At 61.1% G+C, this 25,505-nt stretch carries 22 protein-coding genes and 1 pseudogene; 6 read left to right on the forward strand and 17 right to left on the reverse strand.

Features of this window, described 5'->3' with window-relative positions:
• The first annotated feature begins 56 nt into the window (after positions 1-56).
• Positions 57-1,253, forward strand: a complete 1,197-nt coding sequence (gene pcaF, locus V0U79_RS04725) for a 3-oxoadipyl-CoA thiolase (RefSeq protein WP_330198320.1) — start codon at positions 57-59, stop codon at positions 1,251-1,253.
• Here the strand turns inward: pcaF and V0U79_RS04730 are convergent.
• The 9 genes from V0U79_RS04730 to V0U79_RS04770 all read right to left on the reverse strand — a co-directional run bounded on the left by V0U79_RS04730 (position 1,250) and on the right by V0U79_RS04770 (position 10,510).
• Positions 1,250-1,642 carry a RidA family protein gene (locus V0U79_RS04730; RefSeq protein ID WP_330198321.1) on the reverse strand — a complete coding sequence of 131 codons (393 nt, stop codon included), beginning with the start codon at positions 1,640-1,642 and terminating at the stop codon, positions 1,250-1,252. The two genes, pcaF and V0U79_RS04730, sit on opposite strands and share 4 nt — an antisense overlap.
• On the reverse strand, positions 1,642-2,811 hold the full coding sequence (locus tag V0U79_RS04735; protein ID WP_330198322.1) for an acyl-CoA dehydrogenase family protein: 1,170 nt from the start codon (positions 2,809-2,811) through the stop codon (positions 1,642-1,644). The genes V0U79_RS04730 and V0U79_RS04735 overlap by 1 nt, the downstream gene beginning before the upstream one ends.
• Positions 2,812-2,813: 2 nt before the next feature.
• On the reverse strand, positions 2,814-3,623 hold the full coding sequence (locus V0U79_RS04740) for an enoyl-CoA hydratase family protein (RefSeq protein ID WP_330198323.1): 810 nt from the start codon (positions 3,621-3,623) through the stop codon (positions 2,814-2,816).
• Positions 3,620-5,896, reverse strand: coding sequence for a bifunctional salicylyl-CoA 5-hydroxylase/oxidoreductase (locus V0U79_RS04745; protein WP_330198324.1), 2,277 nt, complete (start codon positions 5,894-5,896; stop codon positions 3,620-3,622). The genes V0U79_RS04740 and V0U79_RS04745 overlap by 4 nt, the downstream gene beginning before the upstream one ends.
• Before the next feature lie 88 nt (positions 5,897-5,984).
• Positions 5,985-6,602 carry a DUF3501 family protein gene (locus V0U79_RS04750; RefSeq protein ID WP_330198325.1) on the reverse strand — a complete coding sequence of 206 codons (618 nt, stop codon included), beginning with the start codon at positions 6,600-6,602 and terminating at the stop codon, positions 5,985-5,987.
• Positions 6,603-6,612: 10 nt separating this feature from the next.
• Positions 6,613-7,968, reverse strand: a complete 1,356-nt coding sequence (locus V0U79_RS04755) for a (Fe-S)-binding protein (protein ID WP_330198326.1) — start codon at positions 7,966-7,968, stop codon at positions 6,613-6,615.
• Between the two features lie 97 nt (positions 7,969-8,065).
• Positions 8,066-8,485 (reverse strand): rubrerythrin family protein, encoded by a 420-nt coding sequence (locus V0U79_RS04760; protein WP_330198327.1) that lies wholly within the window; start codon positions 8,483-8,485, stop codon positions 8,066-8,068.
• Between the two features lie 113 nt (positions 8,486-8,598).
• Positions 8,599-9,003 carry a Fur family transcriptional regulator gene (locus tag V0U79_RS04765; RefSeq protein ID WP_330198328.1) on the reverse strand — a complete coding sequence of 135 codons (405 nt, stop codon included), beginning with the start codon at positions 9,001-9,003 and terminating at the stop codon, positions 8,599-8,601.
• Between the two features lie 49 nt (positions 9,004-9,052).
• Positions 9,053-10,510 carry a sodium/proline symporter gene (locus tag V0U79_RS04770; protein WP_330198329.1) on the reverse strand — a complete coding sequence of 486 codons (1,458 nt, stop codon included), beginning with the start codon at positions 10,508-10,510 and terminating at the stop codon, positions 9,053-9,055.
• 126 nt (positions 10,511-10,636) lie between these two features.
• On the opposite strand from V0U79_RS04770, the gene V0U79_RS04775 reads away from it, so the two are divergent.
• Positions 10,637-11,830 carry an acyl-CoA dehydrogenase gene (locus tag V0U79_RS04775; protein ID WP_373696429.1) on the forward strand — a complete coding sequence of 398 codons (1,194 nt, stop codon included), beginning with the start codon at positions 10,637-10,639 and terminating at the stop codon, positions 11,828-11,830.
• Between the two features lie 52 nt (positions 11,831-11,882).
• On the opposite strand, the gene V0U79_RS04780 is transcribed toward V0U79_RS04775, so the two are convergent.
• The 7 genes from V0U79_RS04780 to V0U79_RS04810 form a co-directional block, all read right to left on the reverse strand.
• Positions 11,883-12,695 carry a hypothetical protein gene (locus tag V0U79_RS04780; protein WP_330198330.1) on the reverse strand — a complete coding sequence of 271 codons (813 nt, stop codon included), beginning with the start codon at positions 12,693-12,695 and terminating at the stop codon, positions 11,883-11,885.
• Between the two features lie 65 nt (positions 12,696-12,760).
• Positions 12,761-13,687: an RDD family protein gene (locus V0U79_RS04785; RefSeq protein WP_330198331.1), complete on the reverse strand. Its 927-nt coding sequence runs from the start codon at positions 13,685-13,687 to the stop codon at positions 12,761-12,763.
• A complete protein-coding gene (locus V0U79_RS04790) occupies positions 13,687-14,691 on the reverse strand; it encodes a stage II sporulation protein M (RefSeq protein ID WP_330198332.1) in 1,005 nt (334 codons plus the stop codon). The genes V0U79_RS04785 and V0U79_RS04790 overlap by 1 nt, the downstream gene beginning before the upstream one ends.
• Complete coding sequence (locus tag V0U79_RS04795; RefSeq protein ID WP_330198333.1) at positions 14,688-15,977, reverse strand: DUF58 domain-containing protein; 1,290 nt, start codon at positions 15,975-15,977, stop codon at positions 14,688-14,690. Before V0U79_RS04795 ends, V0U79_RS04790 begins: the two co-directional genes overlap by 4 nt.
• Positions 15,977-16,942, reverse strand: coding sequence for an AAA family ATPase (locus V0U79_RS04800; protein ID WP_330198334.1), 966 nt, complete (start codon positions 16,940-16,942; stop codon positions 15,977-15,979). Before V0U79_RS04800 ends, V0U79_RS04795 begins: the two co-directional genes overlap by 1 nt.
• Entirely contained in the window at positions 16,939-18,327 is a 1,389-nt protein-coding gene (locus tag V0U79_RS04805) for a hypothetical protein (RefSeq protein WP_330198335.1), read from the reverse strand. The genes V0U79_RS04800 and V0U79_RS04805 overlap by 4 nt, the downstream gene beginning before the upstream one ends.
• Positions 18,324-19,076, reverse strand: a complete 753-nt coding sequence (locus V0U79_RS04810) for a hypothetical protein (protein WP_330198336.1) — start codon at positions 19,074-19,076, stop codon at positions 18,324-18,326. Before V0U79_RS04810 ends, V0U79_RS04805 begins: the two co-directional genes overlap by 4 nt.
• Before the next feature lie 154 nt (positions 19,077-19,230).
• On the opposite strand from V0U79_RS04810, the gene alr reads away from it, so the two are divergent.
• The 4 genes from alr to V0U79_RS04830 are packed head-to-tail and all read left to right on the forward strand — an operon-like array spanning position 19,231 to position 24,889.
• Positions 19,231-20,313: an alanine racemase gene (gene alr / locus V0U79_RS04815; protein ID WP_330198337.1), complete on the forward strand. Its 1,083-nt coding sequence runs from the start codon at positions 19,231-19,233 to the stop codon at positions 20,311-20,313.
• A gap of 45 nt (positions 20,314-20,358) precedes the next feature.
• Positions 20,359-22,944 (forward strand): M14 family zinc carboxypeptidase, encoded by a 2,586-nt coding sequence (locus tag V0U79_RS04820; RefSeq protein WP_330198338.1) that lies wholly within the window; start codon positions 20,359-20,361, stop codon positions 22,942-22,944.
• A gap of 11 nt (positions 22,945-22,955) precedes the next feature.
• Positions 22,956-23,741 carry an enoyl-CoA hydratase/isomerase family protein gene (locus tag V0U79_RS04825; protein WP_330198339.1) on the forward strand — a complete coding sequence of 262 codons (786 nt, stop codon included), beginning with the start codon at positions 22,956-22,958 and terminating at the stop codon, positions 23,739-23,741.
• 2 nt (positions 23,742-23,743) lie between these two features.
• A complete protein-coding gene (locus V0U79_RS04830) occupies positions 23,744-24,889 on the forward strand; it encodes a CaiB/BaiF CoA transferase family protein (RefSeq protein ID WP_330198340.1) in 1,146 nt (381 codons plus the stop codon).
• 137 nt (positions 24,890-25,026) lie between these two features.
• On the opposite strand, the pseudogene V0U79_RS04835 reads toward V0U79_RS04830, so the two are convergent.
• Positions 25,027-25,505: pseudogene (locus V0U79_RS04835) on the reverse strand (TonB-dependent receptor plug domain-containing protein); the annotation flags it as partial.

Here is a 25,505-nt window from a genome sequence, read left to right on the forward strand (position 1 = left end):
AGTCTTCTGGTGATTCACCGCGCAGCTTGTGCGGTCATTGTGCATGAGGGGTCACCATGACGGAAGCTTTTCTCTACACCGGGCTGAGAACGCCGATCGGCAAATATGCCGGAGGCTTGTCATCCGTCCGGGCAGATGACCTCGCAGCGATTCCGATCCGGGCCCTGGCCGAGCGCCATGACGGGCTCGCCGAACAGGTCGAGGAAGTCATCCTCGGCTGCACCAATCAGGCGGGAGAGGATAACAGAAACGTCGCGCGTATGGCCGTCCTGCTTTCCGGACTGGGGGAACAAGTTCCAGGCGTGACGGTGAACCGGCTCTGCGCCAGCGGGCTGGAGGCTGTGGCGCAGGCTGCCTTCCGGATCAGGAGCGGTGGCGCAAACTGCATTCTGGCGGGCGGGATCGAGAGCATGTCGCGCGCGCCCTTCGTCATGGGCAAGGCCGAGACCGGGTTTTCCCGTGCCGCAAAGATGGAAGACACCACGATTGGCTGGCGCTTCGTCAATCCGGAGATCGAGCGCATCCATGGTGTCGATTCCATGGGCGAGACGGCCGAAAATCTCGCCGAAGAACACGGAATATCCCGCGAGGATCAGGACGCTTTTGCAGTCTGGTCCCAGCAAAAGGCCGGCGCGGCGCGCGGCAAGCTCGCCCCGCAGATCACGCCCGTCTCCATCCCGCAGCGCAAGGGCGATCCGGTCGTCATCAGCGAGGACGAACACCCCCGGCCCGGCGTGACCGCTGAACAGCTGGCAAAACTGCCCGCCGCCTTCCGCAAGGGCGGCAGCGTCACCGCCGGCAATGCGTCGGGTGTGAACGATGGATCGGCAGCCATCATCATCGGCAGCGAAGCCGCACGTAAAGCGTTCGGCCTCGATCCGATGGTCCGGATTGTCAGCTATGCGACCGCCGGCGTGCCACCTCGGACCATGGGCATTGGCCCGGTTCCGGCCAGCGAAAGGGCACTGGCTCTGGCTGGCCTGTCACTGGCCGACATGGATGTGATCGAACTCAATGAAGCCTTCGCGGCACAGGTGCTCGCCTGCACGCGTAGTTGGGGCCTTCCGGATACGGATGAGCGGCTCAATGCCTGGGGCGGAGCGATCGCGCTTGGTCATCCGCTCGGAGCCAGCGGCGCCCGGCTGGCGCTGACCGCCGCGCATCGTCTTCAGGCGAAAGGCGGAAAGTATGCGCTCGTCACCTTGTGTGTCGGCGTCGGCCAGGGTGCAGCGATGGTGCTGGAAAAGGTCTAGTCCGAAACGACCGCCGTCGTTTCGATCTCGATCTGGGCGCGCGGCTCGATGAGGCCCGCCACGATGACAAACGCCATCACGGGATAATTCTTCCCCATCAAAGCTTTCCAGATGGCACCCAGACGCGGCGCCGCATCGAGATAGGCCTGCCGGTCGGTGATATAGCCGGTCATCCGGACAATATGTTCGGGCCCGGCGCCAGCCTCGTGCAACACCATCAGCGTATTGCGCAATACCTGTTCGAACTGGTCAGCGAAATCGTCCGAAACAATGGTCTCGGTTTCGTCCCAGCCGATCTGCCCGGCGACGAAGATCTGCCGGCCCGTGGCTTCTATGCCGTTGGAATAGCCTTTCGGGCGCGGCCAGTTTTCCGGTTGCAGGACTTTCATCACGAACCCTCCGACAGGAGCTGACGGGCAATGATCAGCTTCTGTACTTCCGACGCGCCTTCATAGATGCGCAGCGCGCGGATATCACGATAGAGCGCCTCGGGGACCGAACCCTTGGTCACGCCCAGCCCGCCAAAGATCTGCACCGCCTTGTCGATCGTCTGCTGAGCGGTCTCCGTGGCATAGAATTTCGACATCGCCGCCTCGCGCGAAATCCGCGCCACGCCGCTATCCTTCATCCAGGCACCGCGATAGATCAGCAGGGCGCTGGCATCGATATCGATCGCCATCTCGGCCAGCTGGGATTGCACCACCGGCAAATCCGCCAGCGTATCGCCGAACAATTGCCGCGACTTTGCACGCGCGCGAGCCTCGTCCATCGCCCGCCGCGCAAAGCCGAGCGCAGCCGCCGCGACGGTCGAGCGGAAGACGTCCAGCGTCCCCATCGCGTATTTGAAGCCCGCATTCTCCTCGCCGATCAGGGCCGAAGCCGGGATACGGCAATTCTCGAATTTCAGCCGCGCCAGCGGGTGCGGGGCAATGACCTCGATCCGCTCCGCGACCGAAAGGCCCGGCGTGTCTGCTGGCACCAGGAAAGCCGAAATACCGCGCGCTCCGGCCTCCCCGGTTCGCGCAAAGACCGTGTAGAACCCGGCAATCCCGCCATTGGAGATATAGGTTTTCTCGCCATTGAGAACGTAGTCTCCGCCGTCACGCTCAGCTTTCATGGCCAATGAGGCGACGTCCGATCCCGCCTGCGGCTCGGTCAGGGCAAAGGCCGCCAGTGCTTCACCCGCGGCCACTTTCGGCAGCCATTCGGCCTTCTGTTGGTCAGACCCGAACAGCGACAGCGTCCCGGACCCCAGCCCCTGCATGGCGAAGACGAAATCGGCGAGACCGGAATGATAGCCCAGCGTCTCGCGCATGATGCAGAGCGAACGCACATCCAGTGTCTCGTTTGCGCCGCCATAGGCCGCCGGGACACAATTCTTCAGCCATCCTGTCTCGCCCATTTTCCGGGCCATGGCGCGGCAATCAGCATCAACATCCGCATGCTCGGCAAAGCCCGTTTCGCCGATCTCGCCGGCACACCAGGCGCGTGCCGCGGCGGCCAGTTCGCGGTGACTGTCCTCGAAGAAGGGCCATTCCAGAAACGAAGTGTCAGCCATGCCTAATTCCCCTCGAAGACCGGCTTTTCCTTCGCAATGAAGGCGCGGTAGGCGCGGCGGAAATCCTCGGTTTGCATGCAGATCGCCTGGGCCTGGGCTTCGGCTTCGATCGCCTGGTCGATACCCATATCCCATTCCGCATTCAGCTGGGTCTTGGTGATTCCATTGGCGAAGGTCGGGCCGGCAGCAATCCGTGCAGCCCATTTTCCGGCCTCCGAAAGCAAATCATCAGCTTCTATCAGCGCATTCCAGAACCCCCAGCGCTCGCCTTCCTCCGCACTCATCGAGCGGCCGAAGAAGAGAAGCTCGCTCGCCCGCCCCTGCCCGATAATGCGGGGCAGAATGGCACACGCGCCCATATCACAGCCGGCCAGACCAACGCGGTTGAACAGGAAAGCCGTCTTCGCATCCGGCGCCGCGATCCGCAGATCCGAGGCCATGGCCAGGATGGCCCCGGCCCCGACACAAACACCATCCACCGCCGCGATCACCGGCTGCGGGCAATGCCGGATCGCCTTCACCAAATCACCGGTCATACGCGTGAATTCCAGCAATTGCGGCATGTCCATCTCGGTCAACGGACCAATGATCTCGTTGACATCACCGCCCGAACAGAAATTCCCGCCCTCGCCGGTGAGGATGATCGCCTTCACTTCCGGCGTGTAGACAAGCGCACGGAAGAAATCGCGCAGCTCGGCATAGCTTTCAAAGGTCAGCGGATTCTTCTTTTCCGGCCGGTTCAGCGTGACCGTGCCGACCCCGTCGGCAAAGGACCACAGGAAATGTTCCGGTGTGTGGGTGGCGGGGTTCATACCTTCATCTCCTGCATCAGCGCCGCTTTCTCGAGATTGCGTTTCAGCTGGACATGACCGGCAATATACTGGTTCGGCACGCCGGCATTTTTATAGCCCAGTTCGGCAGCCGCGCGGAGCGTCCAGTACGGGTCCGCCAGATGCGGTCGTGCCAGCGCGACCAGGTCCGCACGCCCGGCGGCGAGGATCGAATTGACGTGATCGACCTCATAGATATTGCCCACCGCCATGGTCGCGCAATGCAGCGTATTGCGGACGCGGTCCGAGAACGGCGTCTGGAACATACGGCCATAGACCGGCTGCGCCGCCGGCGTGGTCTGCCCGGCAGACACATCGATCAGGTCGGCGCCGGCATCGATGAAGGCCTGAGCGACATCAACCGTATCTTCCGGCTGGATGCCCTCTTCACCGACCCAGTCCGTCGCTGACAGTCGCACCGCCATCGGCTTGTCGGCTGGCCATACCTCACGCATGGCGCGGAACACCTCCAGCGGATAGCGGAGCCGGTTTTCCAGACTGCCACCATACTCGTCCGTGCGCTGGTTGGAGACCGGCGTGATGAAGGAGGAGAAGAGATAGCCGTGGGCCGCGTGCAGTTCGACCATGTCGAACCCGGCCTCCAGCGCACGCTTTGTCGCGGCAACAAACTCGGCCTTGACCCGGTCCATATCCTCGCGGGTCATTTCGCGCGGCACCTGATGGCGGTCCGACCAGGGAATTGGCGACGGCCCGATAATTGGCCAGGCACCACTTTCCAGTGGCTGGTTGTCACCTTCCCAGCTCAACTTAGTCGCCGACTTCCGGCCGGCATGCCCGAGCTGAGCCGCCATCTTGGCATTATTGGCGTGAACATGATCGGTGACGCGTTTCCATGCCGCAACATGCGCATCATTCCAGATCCCGGCACATCCCGGAGAGATGCGGGCATCGGGCGCGACATTGGTCATTTCCGAATAGATCAGCCCGGCCCCGCCCATGGCCCGGGAGCCGTAATGGACGAAGTGGAAATCGTTGATCAGCCCGTTCTCGCAGGAATACATGCACATGGGAGAAACCACGACGCGGTTTTTGAGCTCCATGCCCCGCAGGCGGAAGGGCACGAACATGGGCGGGCGGTTTTCAACGCCCCACTTGGCCGCAAACCAGCTTTCCATACGCGCCATCCACTCCGGATCGCGCTCTCGCAGGTTTTCGTGGCTGATCCGCTGTGATCGGGTCAGAAGCGAATAGGCAAACTGCGTCGGTTCGAAATCGAGATAGCGGTCCAGCGTTTCGAACCATTCTGTCGAATTGCGCGCCGCTGATTGCAGTTTCAACACCTCGACCGTGCGGACTTCCTGATAATCCTTCAGCCCTTCGGCGATCGGTTTTTCGGTCGAGGACAGGACATCGGCCAGCATGATCGCATCCTCGAAGGCCAGCTTCGTGCCGGAGCCGATCGAGAAGTGCGCCGTGTGCGCGGCATCACCGAGAAGGATGATATTCTTGTGCATCCAGGTCTCGCACAGCACCCGGCGGAAATTCAGCCAGGCTGAACCGCGAAGATGCTTCGCATTGCTCATCAGCGCATGACCGTCGAGCCATTGGGAAAAGAGAGCTTCGGCCGCGCGGCAGGTTTCGTCCTGATCCATCTGATCAAAGCCAAGCCCGCGCCAGGTGTCCTCCGAGCATTCGACAATGAAGGTCGAGAGATCATCATCGAACCGGTAGGCATGGGCCCAGACCCAGCCATGTTCGGTTTCTACAAAGATGAAAGTGAAGGCCTCGAACACCTTCTTCGTTCCCAGCCAGACAAACTTGTTGGCGCGCAGATCAATGTCCGGCTTGAATACATCGGCATACTGTTCGCGGACCCGCGAATTGATGCCATCAGACGCGATCACCAGATCCGCGTCGGGCAAGTCCTCCGGGTCGACTTCCACCTCGAAATGCAGATTGACGCCCAGCTCAACCGCCCGGTCCTGCAAGATGTTCAGGAGACGTTTTCGGCCAATGCCGCAGAAGCCATGCCCACCCGAGCTTTCCACCGTGCCGCGGAAATGCACATCGATATCGTCCCAGTGCGCCAGCGAATCGGCAATCAGCCGGGCGCTTTCCGGATCAGTTGCGGCCAGATTGTCCATGGTCTGATCAGAGAACACGACGCCCCAACCAAACGTGTCGCCGGGTTTGTTGCGTTCATAGATATCGATCTCGCAGGCCGGGTTCTTCAGCTTCATCGCGATCGCGAAATAAAGCCCGGCCGGGCCACCGCCAATGCAGGCAATCTTCATGAAAAAGGGCCTCCCCGTATATCCCGGAGAGACAATCACACTCTCGCGGAAATGGGGAGGCCCGGACTGGTTTTAGCCGTGGAGGGGATCAGACCAGGTCGCCGGCCAGCGCCGCCTTGGTCTCTTTCGGCAACATCGTCATGTGCGGATAGTTCTCGTGGCGGATGCCCAGCATCACATCGCCTTCGAACGCCTTGAACTCGGCGGCCTGCGCGTCGGTGAAATCGAAATGGATGAATTGCACCGAGGAGGCCTTGCCGTCCGCTGTTGTGCGGTCGACATCCTCTTCGGCCCGCGCCACGATCTCGTGATCGCCAAACTTCAGGAAGATTGTCTCTTCGACACCACCCAGACGGCCGAGTACACTCTTGCGCAGCTTTTCATCATCGATCTCGAACATCAGCGTCGCCGACAGATCGCGGCCCTTGGGGATGAGCGGATTGTACGCGGCCAGCTCATCGGGAATCTGCTCGGCACCGCCCTTCTCGATGAACAGCATCTCATGGATCTGCAGCCACATCGTGTCATAGCTCTCGAAGTAGAAGGTGGCGTGCGGACCGATCGGCACGCGGCGCGTCTTCTTCACCGGCACCAGATCGGCGCGCTTTTGCTTGCGCACCTTGCCATAGTCCGACATCGCCATGATGTCGGTGGCCTTGACCTCGGTTTTCAGCCGGGCCTCGGAAAAATTGACGATTTCGGCCATGTCCTAGCTCCTAGAATCCGTAGGCTTTCGCGAAAATCTCGATCGGGTGCCACGTCCGTGCCGGCGCCGATTCGGATTGAACCGTGTCGATACCTGTCTTGATGTGATCGCAGGACAAGGGGCAGGTCGACGATACAAAGGTATTGTGGAAATCCAACGCCTTGCGGAAGACCGGCGTGCCCACCTTGATGGCGGTGTCGTGGTTTTCCTTCTTCACGCCCCAGCTGCCGCCATGACCCGAGCAGCGCTCGATCACATTGATCTCGGTGCGCGGGATCAGATTCAGCATCTCGGTTGATTTCTGGCCAATATTCTGGGCCCGCGAGTGACAGGAAATGTGCAATGTCACCCCGCCGCGCAGAGGTGTCAGCCCGTCGGCCAGACCTTCATTCTTGGCGATATCGACGATCAGCTGATCGAAATCCATTGTGGCAGCGGACAGCGCTTTGACGTCTTCATCATCCGGCAGGATCAGCGGCCACTCGAACTTCAGCATCAGCGTGCAGGACGGAACCAGACCCATAATGGTGTAACCCTCATCGACGAGGGGGCGCAGAACCTTGGCCACCTTGCGGGCATTGGCGGCAACCTTGTCGAGATTGCCCTGCTCCAGTTCCGGCATGCCGCAACAGCCGGGGTAAACCACTTTCGGATCGATCCCGTTTTTCGCCAGGACATCCAACGTTGCCTCGCCGATCTCCGGCTTGTTGTACTCGCCAAAACAGGTCGCATAGACGGCAATCTTGCGCTTGCCATGAGCCGGCGCTTCAGCGTTGATTTCGCGCTTCGCCTTGGCGCGCGCGGTCAGCGTCCGGGTGTTGAATTTCGGAAGCTCGGCCTCCGGATGGATGTCGCCCAGCGTGTTGATCAGGGTACGCACACCCTTGTTGTTCTTGTTGGTCGCCCAGTTGACGATCCCGGCAACCGGACGAGCCAGCGTGCCGTTGCGATCTGTCTTCACCAGCTGGTTATCAGCAAAGCTGATCTCGCCCTTTTTCTGCTGGATCGCGCGATAGCGCAGCATCAGATGCGGGAAATCGATGTTGAATTCGTGCGGCGGCACATAGGGACATTTGGTCAGGAAACACATGTCACACAGCGTGCAGCCATCGACCGTCGCCTTGATGTCCTTTTTGGTGAGGTCGTCGACCTCGAAATTCTCGGATTCGTCGACCGCATCGAACAGGACCGGGAAGCTGTCACACAGATTGAAACAGCGGCGGCAGGAATTGCAGACTTCGGCCTGTCGGCGGAATTCCTTGTCGAAGGCGTCCTCGTCGTAAAACTCCGGATTCTGCCAGTCGATCGGATGCCGTATGGGCGCATCCAGCGAACCTTCGCGCGGTTGTTCTGGTGTATCGGTCATCGATGTATCTCCCCGCCTGCACGGGCGTTGAAAGGCAAACGCCCGAGCCCGCCGTCTGGCCAGCCCGGGCGCTGTCTCGAACCTTCAGCTGAAGGTCTTAGCTCGCCATTTCGTCCAGGGTCTTCTGGAACTTGCCGGCGTGCGAGCGCTCGGCCTTGGCCAGCGTCTCGAACCAGTCAGCAATCTCGTCGAAGCCTTCTTCGCGAGCGGTGCGGGCCATACCCGGATACATGTCGGTGTATTCGTGGGTTTCACCAGCAATCGCCGACTTCAGGTTGGCTTCAGTATTGCCGATCGGCTCACCGGTTGCCGGGTCGCCAACTTCTTCCAGGAATTCCAGATGGCCGTGAGCATGGCCGGTTTCGCCTTCGGCGGTCGAACGGAAAACGGCAGCCACATCATTGTAGCCTTCAATGTCCGCTTTTTGCGCGAAATAGAGATAGCGGCGGTTGGCCTGGCTTTCGCCGGCGAATGCTTCTTTCAGATTGTCTTCGGTCTTGGTGCCCTTAAGCGACATGGTAGTCCTCCCAATAAGGCCGGCGGGTTCCGGCGCCAAACATGGGCGCGAAACTAGTCGCCTTGCAGGCGAAGTCAATGTTTTGGAATCATTCTAAAATGTGAGAATAATTCTCACTTTGACCGGGTGCGGATGACCAGTTCGCAAGCGACGATTTCGCTCCCGTCTTCCGGCTGCGGAAGCAGGTCCAGCGGTATCGCGCCAGCGGGAATATCCGTCAGCTCACCGGTCGTCTCATTCAGGAAATGATGGTGCGAGCTGGTATTGGTGTCATAGATCGAGGCATCCGACCCCGGCTTGGAAATCGGCCGCAGCAAACCGGCTTCCACGAAATGACCCAGCGTGTTGTAAACCGTGGCCAGAGCCATATGCACGCCATCCGCTTTCAAGCGGGCGAACACCTGCTCGGCCGTGACATGCCGGTCCAGACCATCCGCAAACAGCGTGCGGGCAATCTGCAAACGCGGTTGCGTGATCCGCAAACCGGCAGTTTCGAGAAGGCTGTGGGCGTCACTCATGCTTTCTCTTTATGCGAATCGCGAACCGCTCGCAATCCGGTGGAGCAAATCAGCGCGCGACCGCTTTTTGACGTGAGAACAGGAAGACCAGCCCCAATGGCAGGATCCAGGGCACGATCCGCTCGAACGGGTCGCCCGGCAGGCCTGCCAGCTGGCCAGCCCAGCTCTCGCCACCGACCTGTCCGGCGAGATAGAAGAAAACGGTGACGGCAAAGCCGCAGACAATCGCGGCAAGAATGGCCCAGCCTTCTGGTTCGCGAAACATCACCCGCGCCAGTACAACCGGACCGAAGGCCGCGCCCAGTGCCGACCACGCAAACAGGACACGGCTGAAAATGGTCGCCGGCAGTGCCATGGCAAGCACCACCGCCAGGCCGACCAGCACCGCCATCACGATCCGCGCGATCAGCACTTCCCGTCCCGGGAACCGGCGCACGACACCCATATCGTGGCCCACTGCGGCCGAGGTGGCGATCAGAAGCGAGTCCACCGTCGACATCACCGCCGACAGAACTGCGGCGATGATCAGCCCGGCCAGCATGGGCGGGAACAGGTCTGTCGCCAGAAGGTAAAGCAGGCTCTCTCCGCCCACATCACCACCGGTCAAAGCACGGCCGGAAAGCGCCAGCGTGACCATCCCGCTATAGACGATGAAGGCCCATCCCATGGCAATCCGGAATCCCTGCCGCCGTGCCGCCTCGTCCTTCACCGCCATCAGCCGGGCAATCAGGTGCGGCTGGCCAAATGGACCCAGCCCGATCGCCGCAATCCCGAGGACAAAGCCGATAAAGATGAAGCCGGCATGGGGCCCCGTCAGGGACAGATAGCCCTCCGGCGCACTGGCGCTTAGCGACTCTATCACGCCCGATGGCCCCCCTGCGGCCACCAATGCTGCCGCGGGCAGCGCGATGGCAATCAACGCCATCAGGCCGCCCTGCAACATGTCCGTGACGCTGACCGCCCAGAAGCCGCCAAGCAACGAATAGATGAGAATGACGGTCGCGCCGATCAGCAGGCTTTCCGTGTGGGGCAAGCCCAGCTGGGTTTCGAACGCCGTACCGGCGGCACCGAACTGGGCGGCGATGTAGAAAATGAAGCAGAAGAAGATCATCACCGCGCTCAGCATGGCGATCATGGTTTTCATCGACCCGCTTGTCTCGGCGGTCATGAAGTCGACCATGGTCACATGACCCCGCTCCGCGGTTTCCTCGCGCAGCCTTCGGCCAAACACCAGCCAGACAACGACATATCCGCCCCAGATTCCCGGGACCATCCAGAGCGCGCTCAGCCCGTTGGTGTAGACAAAACCGGTAAAGCCCAGCAGCACCCAGGCCGAGGATGTCGAGGCGGCATAGGACAGCCCCGCCACCCAGGCCCCAAGCCCGCGCCCACCAAGGAAGAAGTCATCCTCGGACCGGTTGCGCCGCGACGCCCAGAAACCGATGGCAATCAGCGCCAGCTTGTAGACGACCAGAGTGGCCAGAACGATGATCGTATCGGCGCTCATACCGCCTCCCCTGTTTGCGCCGACCTTAGCGATGTCCCCGGCAAGCGACTAGTGACCTCGCCAATGGACGCCAGCGCGCTAAAATGCCATCAGACGCCCACATTCCGCATGCGAGGACGAATTGCCATGAACACGCATCAATCGATCGACGCGAAGACCTTCAACTGGGAAGACCCGCTCGACCTCTCCAGCCTGCTGTCCGAAGAGGAACGCATGGTCCAGGAGACGGCCCGCGGCTATGCGCAGGAAAAACTGCTTCCGCGCGTTATCGATGCGGCCCGCGAGGAGAGCTTTGACCGCGCAATCATGACGGAAATGGGCGAGCTGGGCCTTCTGGGCTCCATGTTGCCGGAGGAATATGGCGGCTCGAACCTCAACCACGTTGCTTACGGGCTGATCGCGCACGAGGTGGAGAAAGTCGATTCGGGCTATCGCTCTGCCATGTCGGTCCAGTCCTCGCTGGTCATGTATCCGATTTACGCCTTCGGCACCGAAGAGCAGAAGAAGAAATATCTGCCCAAATTGTCCACGGGCGAGTGGGTGGGCTGTTTCGGCCTGACCGAACCGGACGGCGGCTCCGATCCGGGTGCCATGCGTACCACAGCGACGAAGACCGCTGACGGCTACATCCTCAACGGTTCGAAGATGTGGATCACGAATTCCCCGATCGCCGACGTGGCTGTGGTCTGGGCCAAGCTGGATGGCGCCATTCGCGGCTTCATCATTGAGCGCGGCACGCCGGGCTTCGACACGCCAAAGATCGAGGGCAAGATGAGCCTTCGCGCCTCCATTACCGGCTCGATCATGCTCAGCGATTGCAAGGTCGGCGAAGACGCGCTGATGCCGAATGTGAAAGGCCTGCGCGGTCCCTTCTCCTGCCTCAACAAGGCACGTTACGGCATCTCCTGGGGCGCCATGGGCGCTGCCACCTTCTGCTGGCATGCCGCCCGCGAATACGCCATGGAGCGCATTGTCTTCGGCAAGCCGATTGCCGGCACCCAGCTGGTCCAGAAGAAGCTGGCCGACATGCAGACCGAAATAGCGCTCGGCCTGATGGGCGCCTGCCAGCTGGGCCGCCAGCTCGACCAGGGCGCCTGGATCCCGGAAACAATTTCACTGATGAAGCGCAATAATTGCGGCAAGGCCCTGGCCATTGCCCGCGAGGCTCGTGACATCCATGGCGGCAATGGCATCGCCGAGGAATATCATGTGCTGCGCCACGCGATTAATCTGGAAACAGTCAATACCTATGAGGGCACGCATGACATTCACGCGCTGATCCTCGGCCGCGCCCAGACCGGCATCCAGGCTTTCGTCTGATACGACTCCATCCGGAATGAAGAAGGGCGGCTCGTTGAGCCGCCCTTTTTGGTTATTCGAACACTTTCAGCAGGTCGCCGACCTGGCCGCCTTCCTTGATCTCCTTGAGACGCGCATAGATCATCGCCACGGAAATCAGCGAGATCGGCGTTGTCGCGGCACTGATCACCGCATTCACGACACCATACCACCAGGGATAGGCGAAAGGCTGCGCCGCCATATTGGCCAGCGTGTCCTGTTGGGTGAACAGGATACCGACCAGCACCGCCCCCACCACGGCAGTGATGATCCAGATGATGACACCCAGGATTATCACCACTCCGAGGATGGCCCAGCGATAGCCATCGGTCAGCGACACACTCCGGCTGATCCCGCCGAAGCCGGCATTTTCAAAGACAATGCTCGGCACCATCACATAGAACATCGCCATGATGTAGAGGCCGGGAAGAATGAAGAACAGAAAGCCGATCCCCATTGCGATGCCCGCCGCAATACCCAGCAACAGAATGGGGAAGAATCCACGCAAGGCCGCGCCAAGAGCCGCCTGAAGCTGTGCGCCCTGGCCCAGGCGCAAACTGATCGCCACACGGACGATCACCGCCTGGACAAGGATAAAGACGATCCAGAACGGGATCAGGCTGGCATAGGTCGCAACGAGCATCCCGACGACATCATTGGACTCTGCGCTTACGGCCGACGACACAATGCGGTTCAGCACCAGTTCCAGCAAGAGATAAGGCACAAAAACGACGATGAAGAACATCGGAAAGTGCTTGAAGAACAGATTGAATGTCGAAGAGATGATATTGCCGACATCAAGCGAGGGTTTGCCCGGCATCGGTGCGGCTTCCGGCGTATCTGTCATATGTCTCCCCAGTACGGAATGAATCGATGAAGCGAGTTTGCAGCGCTTGGGTCTGCAATCAATGGTTATCTGTTCGGACTTCCCGAATTGTCGTGATCGTGATGCTTGTCGGCCCTGACCTCACCGAATAACTGCTTCTGCTCGAGGAAGGCGCGCTGGGCCGTGTAGAATGCATGCAGGAAAGCCAGCGCCCGGCCTTCGGGAATGGTCTCGTCAAAGCCGATCTTCTTCGCGATCTGCGCCGCCACCTCGGTGATGGTTTTACCCATTTCCGCCTTGACGGGCTTGTCCAGCGGATTGGCCCGCAAGAGCGTTTCCAGGGTTTGCAATTCAAACCGGCCATAATGGTCCAGCTGCGCCGGCGTGAAGCTGAACTCGTCCGCCTGTGTGGACGCAGACAGATCGGGCAGAAGAACAATCTTCGGCTGGCGGACGACATAGGTATTGGCAAGGATATCGCCCAATCGCTGGCGCTTCCTGTTGGTCAGCGGCACGATCAACAGGATGGCGATCCACACCAGCAGAACCAGGGTCCAGATGGCGCCCAGCCCGCCAGCCGCGAGCAGCATGGTCCCCGGCAGGAAAACCTCGGCCTCCTTCATCATGTTCCGTGCGACCACACCATGCGTGGTGAGGCCTCGCCCGTCAGCGGACAGGACGCGCAGACCGGTCATCTTCTTGCCCAGGGTCTGCCCGTTCCAGAACAGTTCCGAGAGAATGTAGTAAGGAGCCCTTATGGCCAGCAGCAGCAGGGCAAACAGCACCCCTGTAAAAAAATCCACCAGAGGAAACGGCATCAGCCCGATAAAGAAAGTAATGGCCAACGCGGCCAGGACCGTCAGAAGGATATCGGCAATCTGCGCGCCCATACGCGCCATCAGACTGGCAATTTCGAACCGGATCGGCACGCCCTCGGGCGGCGTCAGAACGGCAAAGCGCCGCCCGGCAGCCTCTTGCCGCGCCGCCTCTGCGGGATTGCGGGCCCGGGCCATCAGTTGCGCCGCCTTCCGCCGAGCAGGAACCAGGCCAGCCAGAGCGCGCCGATTCCCCAACCGACCATCAGACGCGTTTCGGTCACCTGCACCAATTGCCGACCGAAACCCTCGAGAAGCCCCGCAGCAAACAGCATCAGGGCCGCTATCAGCGCGAGCTTGATCGCATCCTTCGAAGCCATTCGAAGCGCGTCCTTGCGCGACTGCGCGCCGGGAAACAGAACCGCCAGACCCAACTGGAAACCGCCGCCGGCTGCGATAATGATCGCGGCAATCTCGGTGACGCCGTGAATACTGAGCCAGCCGAACGCTTCATAGCCAAGGTCCCGGCTGTCATGCAGCGCATAGAACGTGCCCAGCGTCAGCCCGTTGAACAGGGACAGGAGGAATGTCGGGACACAGGCAAAAATCCCCATGGCGAACGCCATGAAGGCGACCCGCGTATTGTGAGAGAACAGCATGGCCGCAAACGTGCCGAGCGCGGCTGCATAGCCGCCGCCATCATCAAACAGCGCATTGCGCAGGAATTCTGTGCTGGCCGCCGGGTCGCGGCCACCGGCGAGCTCGGCCGGAATGAAGGTGTAATACCATTCTGTATCCTGCATGAAGAGCGCATAGCCGATCAGCGCGCCCAGCCCGAAGGTGACGAGCGCCAGTCCCAACCCGATCCAGCTGCGGCGCATGGCCCGGGGTCCGGACCGCGCGAAGAATTTTGTGACAATGCCGGACAGGCTTTCCTGCGGCGCATAAACAGCAATGAAGGCCCGCGCCACCAGCGCTTCGAGATATTCCAGCAACGCCTTGTCCAGCGAAATATCGCGGGCCACCGAAAGGCTGGTTGCGGTGGATCGGTAAAGCCGGGCCAGATCCTGGGATTCCTGAAAGCTGAGCCGGGCCGCTGCGCCGCGCTCGGCTTTCTGGACCAGCTTTTCAAGCGCCAGCCAGTCAGCTTCGCGTTGCTCGCGGAACCGGGCGGAGCGGAGGCGGGCACGCTCTTCGCTCATGCGGCCTCGCGCGCCTTCAGATCGAGATAGGTCGAGACCAGTTTCGGGGTCAGACGGCCGGGCTCGACATCAAGACAAAGCACGCCCAGCCGGGAAAGACGCTCGAAGACAATGCGGCGTTCCCGGACTAGATCAGCCGCAGCGACGCTGGTCGCCGCCTGCTCGATCGATGTCACCGGGTTGCGCACCAGCGCATCGGTATCGGGATCGCGGAGAGCCACAAAGATCACCAGATGCTCGCGCGCCATATGCCCGGCCTGTTCAACCATCAGTTCCGCCGTCGTCGTATCAACGAAGTCGGAAAACACGATGACGAGGCTGCGCCGTTTCAGCTGCGCCTTCAGCGTGGCCAGCGCCAGGGTGTGGTTACTTTCCCGGCTTTCATAAGCCAGGCTCGCGAGTGTCCGTCGAAGTTTCGGGAAGGCTCGCCGTCCCGGCTCCGGCGGCAACCAGATACGCGGCCGGGAATCATAGGTGAAAAGCCCCACCTGATCCCCGCCCGCCGCCGCAGCCCAGGCGGTAGCCAGCCCGGCATTGGTGCAGTGATCGATTTTCGGCAGCCCGGAAATCTGCTCCCGCATCAGATAGCCGGTATCCAGCGCGATGATCACGGAATGATTGCGCTCGGCCCGGGTTTCCTTCGACAGCATCCGCCTCTGCCGGGCGGAACGCTTCCAGTCGATCCGGCGCAGGCTTTCTCCCGGCACATATTCGCGCAGCTGGTGAAATTCGGAGCCTTCGCCCTCGGCAAAGGTGCTTTTCTGACCCATCAGACTGGTGCGGACCGCCAGATCGATCTCGCCATTCAACACCGGGCGTATGTCCGGCATCACGGCAAGCGTCTCGCTGATTTTGGCCCTTGGCACGAAATCGAACAGGCCAAAGCGGCTGGGCCAGCTCATCCAGATATCGCTGAAAGCCCAATCACCCCGCGCGGCTCCGGTCACCTCGACCTCCACCGCCTCGGAACCGCTGTCTACAGACAGCTCGGCCGGTCCGGACAAGCCGTCAGGCCAGTCAAATCGCAGCACCAGGCCGGCCGGGACCGGACGCTTGAACCACAGCGTATAAGCTCTGCTCTCGCTGCAGAATAACTGGCGCGGCCCTTCCAGCAGCAGGCGCGGCCGGGCCTGGAAGCTGAGAATGAGATCGGCCAGCGCCATCAGGGCAATGCCCGTCCAGGGCAGTGCCAGCATGGCACTGCCTCCGTTGGAGGCCGGCAGCATCAGCCCGGTAATCACCAGAGCCGTCAGCGCCAGCCAGAGAAGCCTGACCGTAGGCCGCACTAGCGTGGCACCTCTATCCGGCCGAGGATGGAGCTAAGAACGTCATCGGATGTCCGGCCTTCAATTTCGGCCGTCGGACCCAGCACGATGCGGTGACGCAAAGCCGGCAGGAACAGGTCACGGACATCATCCGGCAGGCCGTAGTCACGCCCGTCGAGCGCCGCCATCACCCTGACCGCGCCGGCCATGGCATCGGCGGCCCGAGTCGAAGCCCCCTCACGGACATCGGTATCGGTCCGGGTCTCGCGCACCAGGTCGACGATGTAGGTAATGATCTTCTCATCCAGACGGATCGAATTGATCAGCGCCTGCGCGGCTTTCAGCTGGGCGGCGGTCATGACCGGCTCGATCCCGGCATCCCGTCCGGCAAACCCGACCGGTTGTGCGGCATGCCGTCGAAGAATTTCCAGCTCGGCATCCCGGTCGGGGAAATCCAGGACAATCTTGAACAGAAAACGGTCATTCTGGGCCTCGGGCAGCGGATAGGTTCCCTGCTGTTCGATGGGGTTCTGCGTCGCGATGACGTGGAAATGCTCGCCCAGCGGCAGATCCTGACCATCAATGGTGACGATGCCTTCCTGCATCGCCTGCAACAGCGCCGCCTGCGTCTTGGGGGGGGCCCGGTTGATTTCGTCGGCCAGCAGAATGTCGGTAAAGACCGGCCCTTTCACGAGCCGGAATGCATTGGCCGAGAAATCGAACAGATTGGCCCCCAGAACATCGCCCGGCATCAGATCCGGCGTAAACTGGATACGTCCGAAATCGAGTGCCATGGCCGATGCAAAGCTCCGCGCCAGCAGCGTCTTGGCGGTTCCGGGCGGACCTTCCAGCAGGCAATGACCGCGCGCAAAAACCGAAACCAGCAATTGATCGATCACCGCATCCTGGCCGTATACCGCCTTGCGGATCTCCTGCCGGAGGGCATCGGCGCGCGCCGCGAAATCGTCGAGCGTAAATTCTGTCATGAGAGTTCCAGAGCCTTCCTGTAAGCGCTTTCAAGCCGTGCAAGAACCGGCACGGTGGCATCCGTACCGGCCGTATCGGCAAGTGAATCTATTTCCCGGATCGCTGTTTCGAGATCATCCGCCGTTGCGGCATCACGGTGCCGGATTGCTCTCAGCAAGCGATCCCGACGCCCCGCCCTGGGAATATCGCGGCCCAGCAGCCTGTCGCTCAGCACCGCCAGGTGTGATTTCAGCAATGCCTTCAGCAAGGCGCCGTCGGCTCGCGAGCGCCGCATCAGACCGGCCTGTGCAGCGAACGATGTACGGCGCGCCGCGCCATGGCCTTCGGTAAACCGCCGGACCAGAGGCACGCCGCGGATGGCACCGCGCCAGAGCAGCACGATCAGGGCCACAAGAGCCGCCAGCCAGAGCGCGCGGAAGGGCGGTCCGAAATAGCGCAGAAGATCCGCCAGTGACCGGCCCCTGGCCTCTCCCGGCGAGAGGAGGGGGATCGTCGTATAATCGATCAGCACGTCTCCGCCATTGGCGAGATCGCGGATCAGATTGATGGCCGTTCGCGCATTGTCGCCGCGCGCAAGGCCATGATTGTTCAGGAGATCAGGGTCGCTCAACACCCAATAGATCTGCCCGCCGGAAAGGCATTCGAACAGCAAACCGCGTCCGGCCTCTCCGACCATGACGTCGCAATTGAACGGCGCGATGGCGTATTGCGGAGCGTAAAGATCGGCACTGCCATAGCGGCCCGCGCTCACGGTTTCGACCTGTTGAGGGGCCCCCGCCGCCAGCCGGCGAAAGCCGCCAAACTCCACCGGATCGAATTCGAGCTGGTCAATGCCGGCGTCTCCGGCAAAGCCTTGATTATCCCGTTCGCCTTCACGCGGTTTGTCCTCTGGTGGACTATCCTGGGGACTGATCTCGGCCTCGAAGCCGGACGATGTGCCGACAACATCCGACGCCAGCAGGAACTCCGGGTGGATAAAGCCTGCCTGCCGGATCCCGTCGCGCCATTTAGACAGCACGACCAGCGTCGGCAGGCTTTCGATCTTGCGATCGATGACGGTCTCAAGAATCGGCCGGATTGCCGGGTTCAGATAGAGGTCTTCGTCAGAAACGAAAAAATCGCCCGGCCCACCGGGATCGTCATCATAGAGCGGCAGGATACGAAGCCCCACAGCGTCAGGGTCGAAGGGCTGCGCCGAGGTCAATGTCCGGGTCGGGATATCATTGGCGTCAAGAAGTACAGCCAAACCGTCCAGCCCGACAGCGCTCCGGGGCACGGTCGGGACCCGCTGGATCTGGAGAAATAAATAGACGCATAAGCCGGTCACGCCGATCAGTATGGCGGCCGTCAGGAAGGGCGTGATGGACCGGCTTACCGTTTTCATCCGCGGGCCTGGCCTCTCTCATGAAGCACAGGGCGCACGCTCTCGATCACCGATTCCAGTCCCTCCCGGTCAAAGGAATCGCCGGCAAACCGCACGCGTTCGGCCCGGCGGACAAGAGCCGCAACCGGTGGATAATACTGCCAGTCTCGTGGCAGCCTCCGCAGGACGGCCCGCGCCGTATCGCTCTTGCGCAGAGACGCATTCATCGCTGCGAGCGCAGCTTCCAGCACCAGCCGTTGGAGGGCTCCCAGAGCGCGCCCGGCATCTTCCATGGCCAGAACATCATCGAGCGAAAGGGCTTTCGGCTCCGCCGACAGGACGCTTCCTGAGGCTATATCGGGATCGCCGGTTCTGCCTTCGTCCACCTTTGCGCTCAATCCGACCTGGATCACCGCACCATAGCGCCAGATCAGATAGGCAATCGTCGCCAGCAACCCGGCGGCAAGCCCCCAGATCACGATCCGGATAACCAGCCCCCACGGGACGAGCTCCCACCATTCCGCAGGCCTCTCCTGGTTTTCCTCGACACCCAGCCGCGCCCGCCAGTCCTCATCGGCGGACAGGATTTCCAGATCGGACTGCAGGTTCAGGTCATCGGCAATGTCCACATAATCGCGGGCCGGCGCATCCTGCGCCGCGTCGAGGGCGCCCGGCAGACAGGCAGCTATCAGCACAGCAAACACCACGGCCTGGAAACCGCTTCGGGCGCCATGAAAGAGCCATCGGACAGCATCCGGCCAATCTCTCAACGGCACATCCCTCCCGGCTCGCCCCGCACCCGTTCAAACGACCGTAGATAGCAGCCCGGCGAAGAGCAAGCCGCCTTCGGCGAACAATGTGGAATGGCTGCAAAATGTGGGTTTCGCGATTGCCTGAGCGCAGCAGGGCTGGAACACTCTGCCCATGTTGTCCCGCCCCCGCCTCACCATTGATCTGGACGCCATCGCGGCCAATTACCGGCTTTTGCAGGAAACGGTTTCGCCCGCCGAATGTGCGGCCGTCATCAAGGCCGATGCCTATGGTATGGGCGCAGAAGCCATCGGCCGGCATCTGCTGTTCAAGGGATGCCGGGCTTTCTTTTTTGCACACCCCGGTGAGGCCGCCCCGCTTGCAGCCGAAATCGCGGAGGCTGGCGGGCGGGTATTCATCCTCAACGGCTTGGGCGGATATACGGTCCGGGACTTTACTGATTCCGGTCTGATACCGGTGCTGAATTCGCTGGATGAAGCCTGGCTGTGGATGAATGAGGCTGGAGATAAGCCCGCCGCGCTGCATCTGGATACCGGCATGAACCGGCTGGGCCTGCCGGCCATTGATGATGCCGCCGTCCAAGCGCTTCAACAGCAAGGGCTGAATCTGGTTCACATCATGAGCCATTTCGCCTGCTCTGAGGAACCGGCCAATCCCAGGAACCGCGAGCAGATAGAACGCTTTACTGCCCGTTATCCGGCTTTTGGAATTGCCGAGCGATCGATATCCAACTCTGCCGGTTGCTTTCTCGGCTCCGATGCTCATTTCGAAATGGTGCGGCCCGGCCTAGCGCTATACGGCCCGCAGCCCTCGCTCGGCAACAGAGCGGACCTGAAAATCCCTTATCTGTTCGAGGCGCCGGTACTGCAGGTCCGGCGGGTTCAGGCCGGCGAAACAGTCGGCTATGGGGCCACCCATGTCTTCAAGACCGACGGCTGGTCGGCAACCATAGGGGCCGGATACGCAGATGGCGTTCCGCGCTGCCTGTCCAATCGGACCCATGTTTTCGTTGGCGGCAAAACCGCCCCCATCATCGGCCGCGTCTCGATGGACAGCACGGTGATTGACCTGACCTTGCACGAAAACCCGCAATCTCTGGCGCACGCCCGGGCGCAGATCTATGGACCGGACATACCGGTCGAAACGCAGGCCGAGGCCGCAGGCTTGTCACCATACGAATTGCTGACCCGCATCGGTGGCCGCACCGAGCGCGCATTCAAAGGCCGGTTGGATTGATCCACAGACCGGATTAAATCTGACTGGAAACCGAGGGGGAGTCCGATGATCCGTTTCCTGCTGGCCGCCATGGCGGCGTTTGTCCTGCCATCTGCCGTACTGGCTGATCCGATTGAATATTTCCAGGTTGAGGGCGTTGCCTATGATGATGCGATCCCCGCCCCCGAGGATATTCTTGGTTTCGGTGTCGGCGACCGTCCGATCCGCCACGATCAGATGGTGGCCTATCTTACGCAGATCGCTGGCCTGTCCGACCGCATCAGCATGGAGACGATCGGCTATACACACGAGCATCGGCCCATCCTCTTCTTTGTGGTGACCGCGCCGGAAAATCAGTCCCGGATCGAGGATATCCGTCAGGCTCATCTGGCCAGCCTTGCCCCCGGCGCCGCTCCGTCCGGCGGGCCTGCCGTCATCTGGCTGAACTATGGCGTGCACGGTGCGGAAAGTGCCGGAATGGATGCCGCTATCCCCACCCTCTATCATTTTGCGGCGGCGCAGGGTGATGCAATCGAGGAAACACTGGACGATGCGGTGATCCTGATCACTGCCATCTTCAATCCCGACGGCCATTCCCGCCGCGTCAATCATGTCGAGGCCTTTGGTGCGGACATTCCGGTCACCGACCCGAACAATGAACAACACAATCTGTGGACCGAAGCGCGAACCAACCATTACTGGTTCGATCTCAATCGCCAATGGCTGTTACAGACCCAACCTGAATCGCAAGCGTGGCTGGAACAATGGCATCGCTGGAAGCCGCAGGTATCGGCCGATTTCCACGAGATGGGAACGGAAGCCACCTTCTATTTTCACCCGGGCGAACCCCTGCGCCGCAATCCGCTTATTCCGGAACGCGCCCGCGAACTGACCCAGGGCATCGCCCAATACCATGTCCGCTTTCTGGATAGCGAAGCGCGCCTCTACACGTCCGAAGAAGGCTTCGACAATTTCTACGTCGGCAAGGGTTCGACCTACCCGCAGGTGAATGGTTCCTTGGGTATTCTGTTCGAAATCGGTGCGGCGCGGGGCGGCCTGATCGAATCCGAGCGCGGTCTGGTTCGGCATGGCGAGAATGTCAGAACCCATTTCCGCACCAGCCTGACAACGGTTGAGGGCGCCCTTGCCCAACGCGACGCCATCATGGCCTATCAGCGTGAGTTTTTCGCGAGTGCCATGCAACGGGCGGCGCGCGATTCCGATCGTGCTTATGTCTTTTCAGCGGATGGCGACCCGGAACGGTTGAACCTGTTTGTCGACTTGCTGGCCAGGCATGATGTCACGGTGAATACGCTGGCGAGGGATGTTCGGGTCAACGGTCATACCTATCGGGCCGGAGAAGCCGCTATCGTCCAACTCGCCCAGCCGCAATACACTATGATCCGCAGCATTTTCGACCGGGTCACCGAGTTCGACGAGAACATTTTCTATGACGTTTCGGGCTGGACGCTACCACTGGCCTATGACCTCGAATATGCAGCACTTGGACGCGCCTGGTCGTCTGATCTGGCGGGGGCTGTTCTGCGTCCCCGGGAAACCGGGGCCAACGCGCCGGCGCGGTCCACCTATGGCTATGTCCTCCGCTGGTCGGACTATTATGCCCCACGCAGCCTCTACCGGTTGCTGGACCATGACGTCCGCGTGCGCGTTGCAACCGAAAATGTGACCATTCCAGTCCTTGGCGGACCACGGCAGTTCGCACCGGGCGCCGTCTTTGTCCCGCTGGTCGGTCAGGACGTTTCCCATGACGAAATCTACGCGCTGGTCCGCGAAGCTGCCGAAACGGATGGCGTAGCGGCGTTCTCGGTGACTTCGGGGTCGACACCAGGAAATTCACCCGACCTTGGCGACCGCGCCGGTTTCCGCTCGGTCGACCAGCCCAGCGTGCTGGTCCTGTTTGATGCCGGTATCGCCTCATATGATGCGGGAGAAGTCTGGCACCTGCTCGACCACCGGATGAATATCCCGGTGACCTTGCGCCGTAAGGACCAGCTCGGCGGTCTGGACTGGTCCCGCTATACCCATCTGATCATTGTCGGCGGTGGAAATACCCGCCTCTCCGAGCGCGATGCCACGCGTGTACAGCAATGGATCCGCGAGGATGGCGGCGTCGTAATCGCCAGCCGCCAGGGCGCGCTGATGGCACAGGAAGTCTTCCTCGGTGTCGAGGCGGACGACGACGATGACGCGTCCGGCGATGAGGAAAGCGGCGAGCGCCCGGACCGGCGGAATTACTCCGATCTCCCGGTCGACGACGCCGAACATATTATCGGTGGCGCGATTTTCGCGGGCGATCTTGATCCCAGCCATCCGATCGGCTTTGGATATGCGGACCGGTTCATCGCCCTTCACCGGAACATGACCGAAACGCTGGAATGGCCCGAAGACGATCCGTTCGCTGTCCCTGTGCAATACAACGAAGATCCGCTTCTGTCAGGCTACGCCTCCACCCGTCGTCAGGAAGAGATTGCCGGCACGCCAGCCGTCGTCGCGCAAAGGCGCGGTCGCGGTGCGGTGGTGCTTTTCGCCGACAATCCGAATTTCAGGGCAACATTCCGGGGTGCGGAAAAGATGTTCCTCAACGCGATCTTCTTTTCCCGCCTCATATCTCCACCATCGGGCGACTACTGAGTGCGCTCGGAATGAGCTCCAGCGATCTCTTTCTCGAGCATCACGGTGCGATCAGCCATCTGGTTCTCAACCGGCCGGAAAAGCGTAATGCCCTGACCCGCGCCATGTGGCAGGCCATGCCTGTACTGTTGGCCGAAGCGGCGCTCCGCGAGGAATTGCGCGTATTGCTGGTGCGCGGTGAAGGCGGAGCCTTTGCCGCCGGCGCCGATATCGGCGAGTTCGAGGATGTCTATGCAACACGCGAGAGCGCCGATGCGTTTTCCCGCGAGGTCGCCGAGGCGCTTGATGCGCTGGCGGCCTTTCCCATGCCGGTCATTGCCAGGATCGATGGGCCGTGCATCGGCGCGGGATGCGGGATCGCGCTATCCTGCGATTTGCGCTTTTGCACACCGGAATCAAAGTTCGGTGTCACCCCCGCCAAGCTGGGTCTGCTCTATCCGTTGAATGATACGCGGCGGCTGGTCGATGCGGTGGGACAGGCCATGGCCCGGGACATCCTATTCTCTGCACGGCATCTGGACGGATTTGAAGCCGAAGCCATTGGTCTCGTCGCCGCCTGCCAGCCAACCGCTGAAATGGACCGGTTAATCGAGAAGCGATGCTCGGAAATCGCCGCGCGATCGGCCGGTAGCCTGAAAGGCCTGAAATACATCCTGAATCTCGTCTCAAACGGCACATTGAGCGACACGGCAGAAACACGCGCCCTGTTCCGCGATGCCTTCGATAGCGGGGATTTCCACGAAGGTTATCGCGCCTTCCTCGAAAAACGCGCGCCCGACTTTTCCGGAGGCCGCTGACGATGACCGCCGAGCCGCCACTCACCGGTTTGAAAGTGCTGGAGCTGGCAAGGGTTCTGGCAGGACCTTTTGCAGGCCAGACACTGGCTGACCTCGGCGCCGATGTGATCAAGGTCGAAGCCCCGGCCGGCGATGATACGCGACGCTGGGGTCCGCCATGGATCGACCATGACGGTGAGCGGGCGGCCGCCTATTACCATGCCTGCAACCGCGGCAAACGGTCGATCACGGCCAATTTCCGAACCGGGGAAGGCCGGGATCTTGTCCGCCGCCTGGCGGCCCGGTCGGATGTCGTGATCGAGAATTTCAAGCATGGCGGACTGGCAAAATACGGGCTCGATTACGCCGCCCTCAGCGCGATCAATCCACGCCTTGTCTATTGCTCGATCACCGGCTTCGGACATACAGGCCCTTATGCCGACCTGGCTGGCTATGACTTCATCGTCCAGGGCATGTCCGGTCTCATGGACCTGACCGGAGACCCCGATGGTACGCCGCAGAAAGTCGGGATCGCCATCGCTGATCTTCTGACCGGCCTGTATGGCGTAATCGCAATACAGGCGGCGCTTGCCCAGCGAGAGCGGACCGGCAAGGGACAGCACATTGATTTGGCGTTGATGGATTGCATGACCGGAGTCATGACGAACCAGGCGATGAATTATCTGGTCACGGGCAAGGCGCCGCACCGGATGGGAACAACCCACCCGAACATCGTACCCTACCAGGCCTTCCCGGTGTCCGATGGCTATCTGATTATCGCTGTAGGCAATGATGCCCAGTACCGGCGGCTGGTCGAATTGCTTCAGATGGAGGCCGGGCGGGCAGAGCGGTTTGCAACCAATGCTGGCCGCGTTGAACACCGCGCGGAGCTGGTGTCCTTGATTGCAGGCGAGGCCCGGAACTGGAAGCGGGCTGATCTGCTTGAAGCGTGCAAGGCACACACGATCCCGGCGGGGCCGATCAACACGCTGGCAGACGTATTCAGTGATCCGCAAGTCATTGAGCGGGAATTGAAAATTCTGGCAGACGGCGTCCCGGGCATCCGTACACCGATTACGTTCACGAATGGGCGTCTTGAGCTTGGGCTGCCAGCACCGCGTCTGGATCAGCACCGGTCCGAAATCCTGACCGAGCTGCAGGAATCATAAAAAAAAGGCGGGCCCGAAGGCCCGCCCAGCATACGCAGAACACCTGACTCGGAGGGCGAAACCGTCCTCCCCGGAACTGAGAACTCAGGTAAGTTCCGGGGAGTCGATTTCCATGTGCTGCGCATTACCTCATTGAACTACCGGCGAACCGTGATCCGGCCGTAGAAGTAGCGGCCAGCCGTGTCGTAGGTCTGGTTCAGAGTATTCATGTCATCATTGTTGGTGACATACGGCGGGGTCTCATTAGCGAGGTTCCGCACGCCGAAGGTCAGGCCAACACCGCTATCGACGAAGTCGTAAGCAGCCTGGACGTCATGATACATCACACGCTCGGCGTCGTTCGACAGGTTCGCCGGGTTCGACGAGAAGTCGGTGACTTCGTCGATGAAGCGGCCAACATAGTTGAACTGCCAGTTGTCGGAAACGATACCCATGCGCAGCAGGGCAGAGATTTCCGGGAACGCAGCCGGGACACCCGTGAACGGATCCTGGGCAAAGCGGCCAGCGTATTCAAACACCGTACCGCCCGGCAGGACCTGGTAAGCAAAGCTTTCCAGATACGTCACGTCGATACCCGCCACGAACTGAGCGTTCGTGTTGAAGATGTCGAAGGTCG

It is taken from the genome of Hyphobacterium lacteum (genome assembly GCF_036330345.1).
Taxonomy (GTDB): domain Bacteria; phylum Pseudomonadota; class Alphaproteobacteria; order Caulobacterales; family Maricaulaceae; genus Hyphobacterium; species Hyphobacterium lacteum.

Excerpts from the sequence above, each read along its gene's own strand:
- pcaF (WP_330198320.1), top strand. The coding sequence starts at position 57 with ATGACGGAAGCTTTTCTCTACACCGGGCTGAGAACGCCGATCGGCAAA.
- V0U79_RS04730 (WP_330198321.1), bottom strand. The coding sequence starts at position 1,642 with ATGAAAGTCCTGCAACCGGAAAACTGGCCGCGCCCGAAAGGCTATTCC.
- V0U79_RS04735 (WP_330198322.1), bottom strand. The coding sequence starts at position 2,811 with ATGGCTGACACTTCGTTTCTGGAATGGCCCTTCTTCGAGGACAGTCAC.
- V0U79_RS04740 (WP_330198323.1), bottom strand. The coding sequence starts at position 3,623 with ATGAACCCCGCCACCCACACACCGGAACATTTCCTGTGGTCCTTTGCC.
- V0U79_RS04745 (WP_330198324.1), bottom strand. The coding sequence starts at position 5,896 with ATGAAGATTGCCTGCATTGGCGGTGGCCCGGCCGGGCTTTATTTCGCG.
- V0U79_RS04750 (WP_330198325.1), bottom strand. The coding sequence starts at position 6,602 with ATGGCCGAAATCGTCAATTTTTCCGAGGCCCGGCTGAAAACCGAGGTC.
- V0U79_RS04755 (WP_330198326.1), bottom strand. The coding sequence starts at position 7,968 with ATGACCGATACACCAGAACAACCGCGCGAAGGTTCGCTGGATGCGCCC.
- V0U79_RS04760 (WP_330198327.1), bottom strand. The coding sequence starts at position 8,485 with ATGTCGCTTAAGGGCACCAAGACCGAAGACAATCTGAAAGAAGCATTC.
- V0U79_RS04765 (WP_330198328.1), bottom strand. The coding sequence starts at position 9,003 with ATGAGTGACGCCCACAGCCTTCTCGAAACTGCCGGTTTGCGGATCACG.
- V0U79_RS04770 (WP_330198329.1), bottom strand. The coding sequence starts at position 10,510 with ATGAGCGCCGATACGATCATCGTTCTGGCCACTCTGGTCGTCTACAAG.
- V0U79_RS04775 (WP_373696429.1), top strand. The coding sequence starts at position 10,637 with ATGAACACGCATCAATCGATCGACGCGAAGACCTTCAACTGGGAAGAC.
- V0U79_RS04780 (WP_330198330.1), bottom strand. The coding sequence starts at position 12,695 with ATGACAGATACGCCGGAAGCCGCACCGATGCCGGGCAAACCCTCGCTT.
- V0U79_RS04785 (WP_330198331.1), bottom strand. The coding sequence starts at position 13,687 with ATGGCCCGGGCCCGCAATCCCGCAGAGGCGGCGCGGCAAGAGGCTGCC.
- V0U79_RS04790 (WP_330198332.1), bottom strand. The coding sequence starts at position 14,691 with ATGAGCGAAGAGCGTGCCCGCCTCCGCTCCGCCCGGTTCCGCGAGCAA.
- V0U79_RS04800 (WP_330198334.1), bottom strand. The coding sequence starts at position 16,942 with ATGACAGAATTTACGCTCGACGATTTCGCGGCGCGCGCCGATGCCCTC.
- V0U79_RS04805 (WP_330198335.1), bottom strand. The coding sequence starts at position 18,327 with ATGAAAACGGTAAGCCGGTCCATCACGCCCTTCCTGACGGCCGCCATA.
- alr (WP_330198337.1), top strand. The coding sequence starts at position 19,231 with ATGTTGTCCCGCCCCCGCCTCACCATTGATCTGGACGCCATCGCGGCC.
- V0U79_RS04820 (WP_330198338.1), top strand. The coding sequence starts at position 20,359 with ATGATCCGTTTCCTGCTGGCCGCCATGGCGGCGTTTGTCCTGCCATCT.
- V0U79_RS04825 (WP_330198339.1), top strand. The coding sequence starts at position 22,956 with ATGAGCTCCAGCGATCTCTTTCTCGAGCATCACGGTGCGATCAGCCAT.
- V0U79_RS04830 (WP_330198340.1), top strand. The coding sequence starts at position 23,744 with ATGACCGCCGAGCCGCCACTCACCGGTTTGAAAGTGCTGGAGCTGGCA.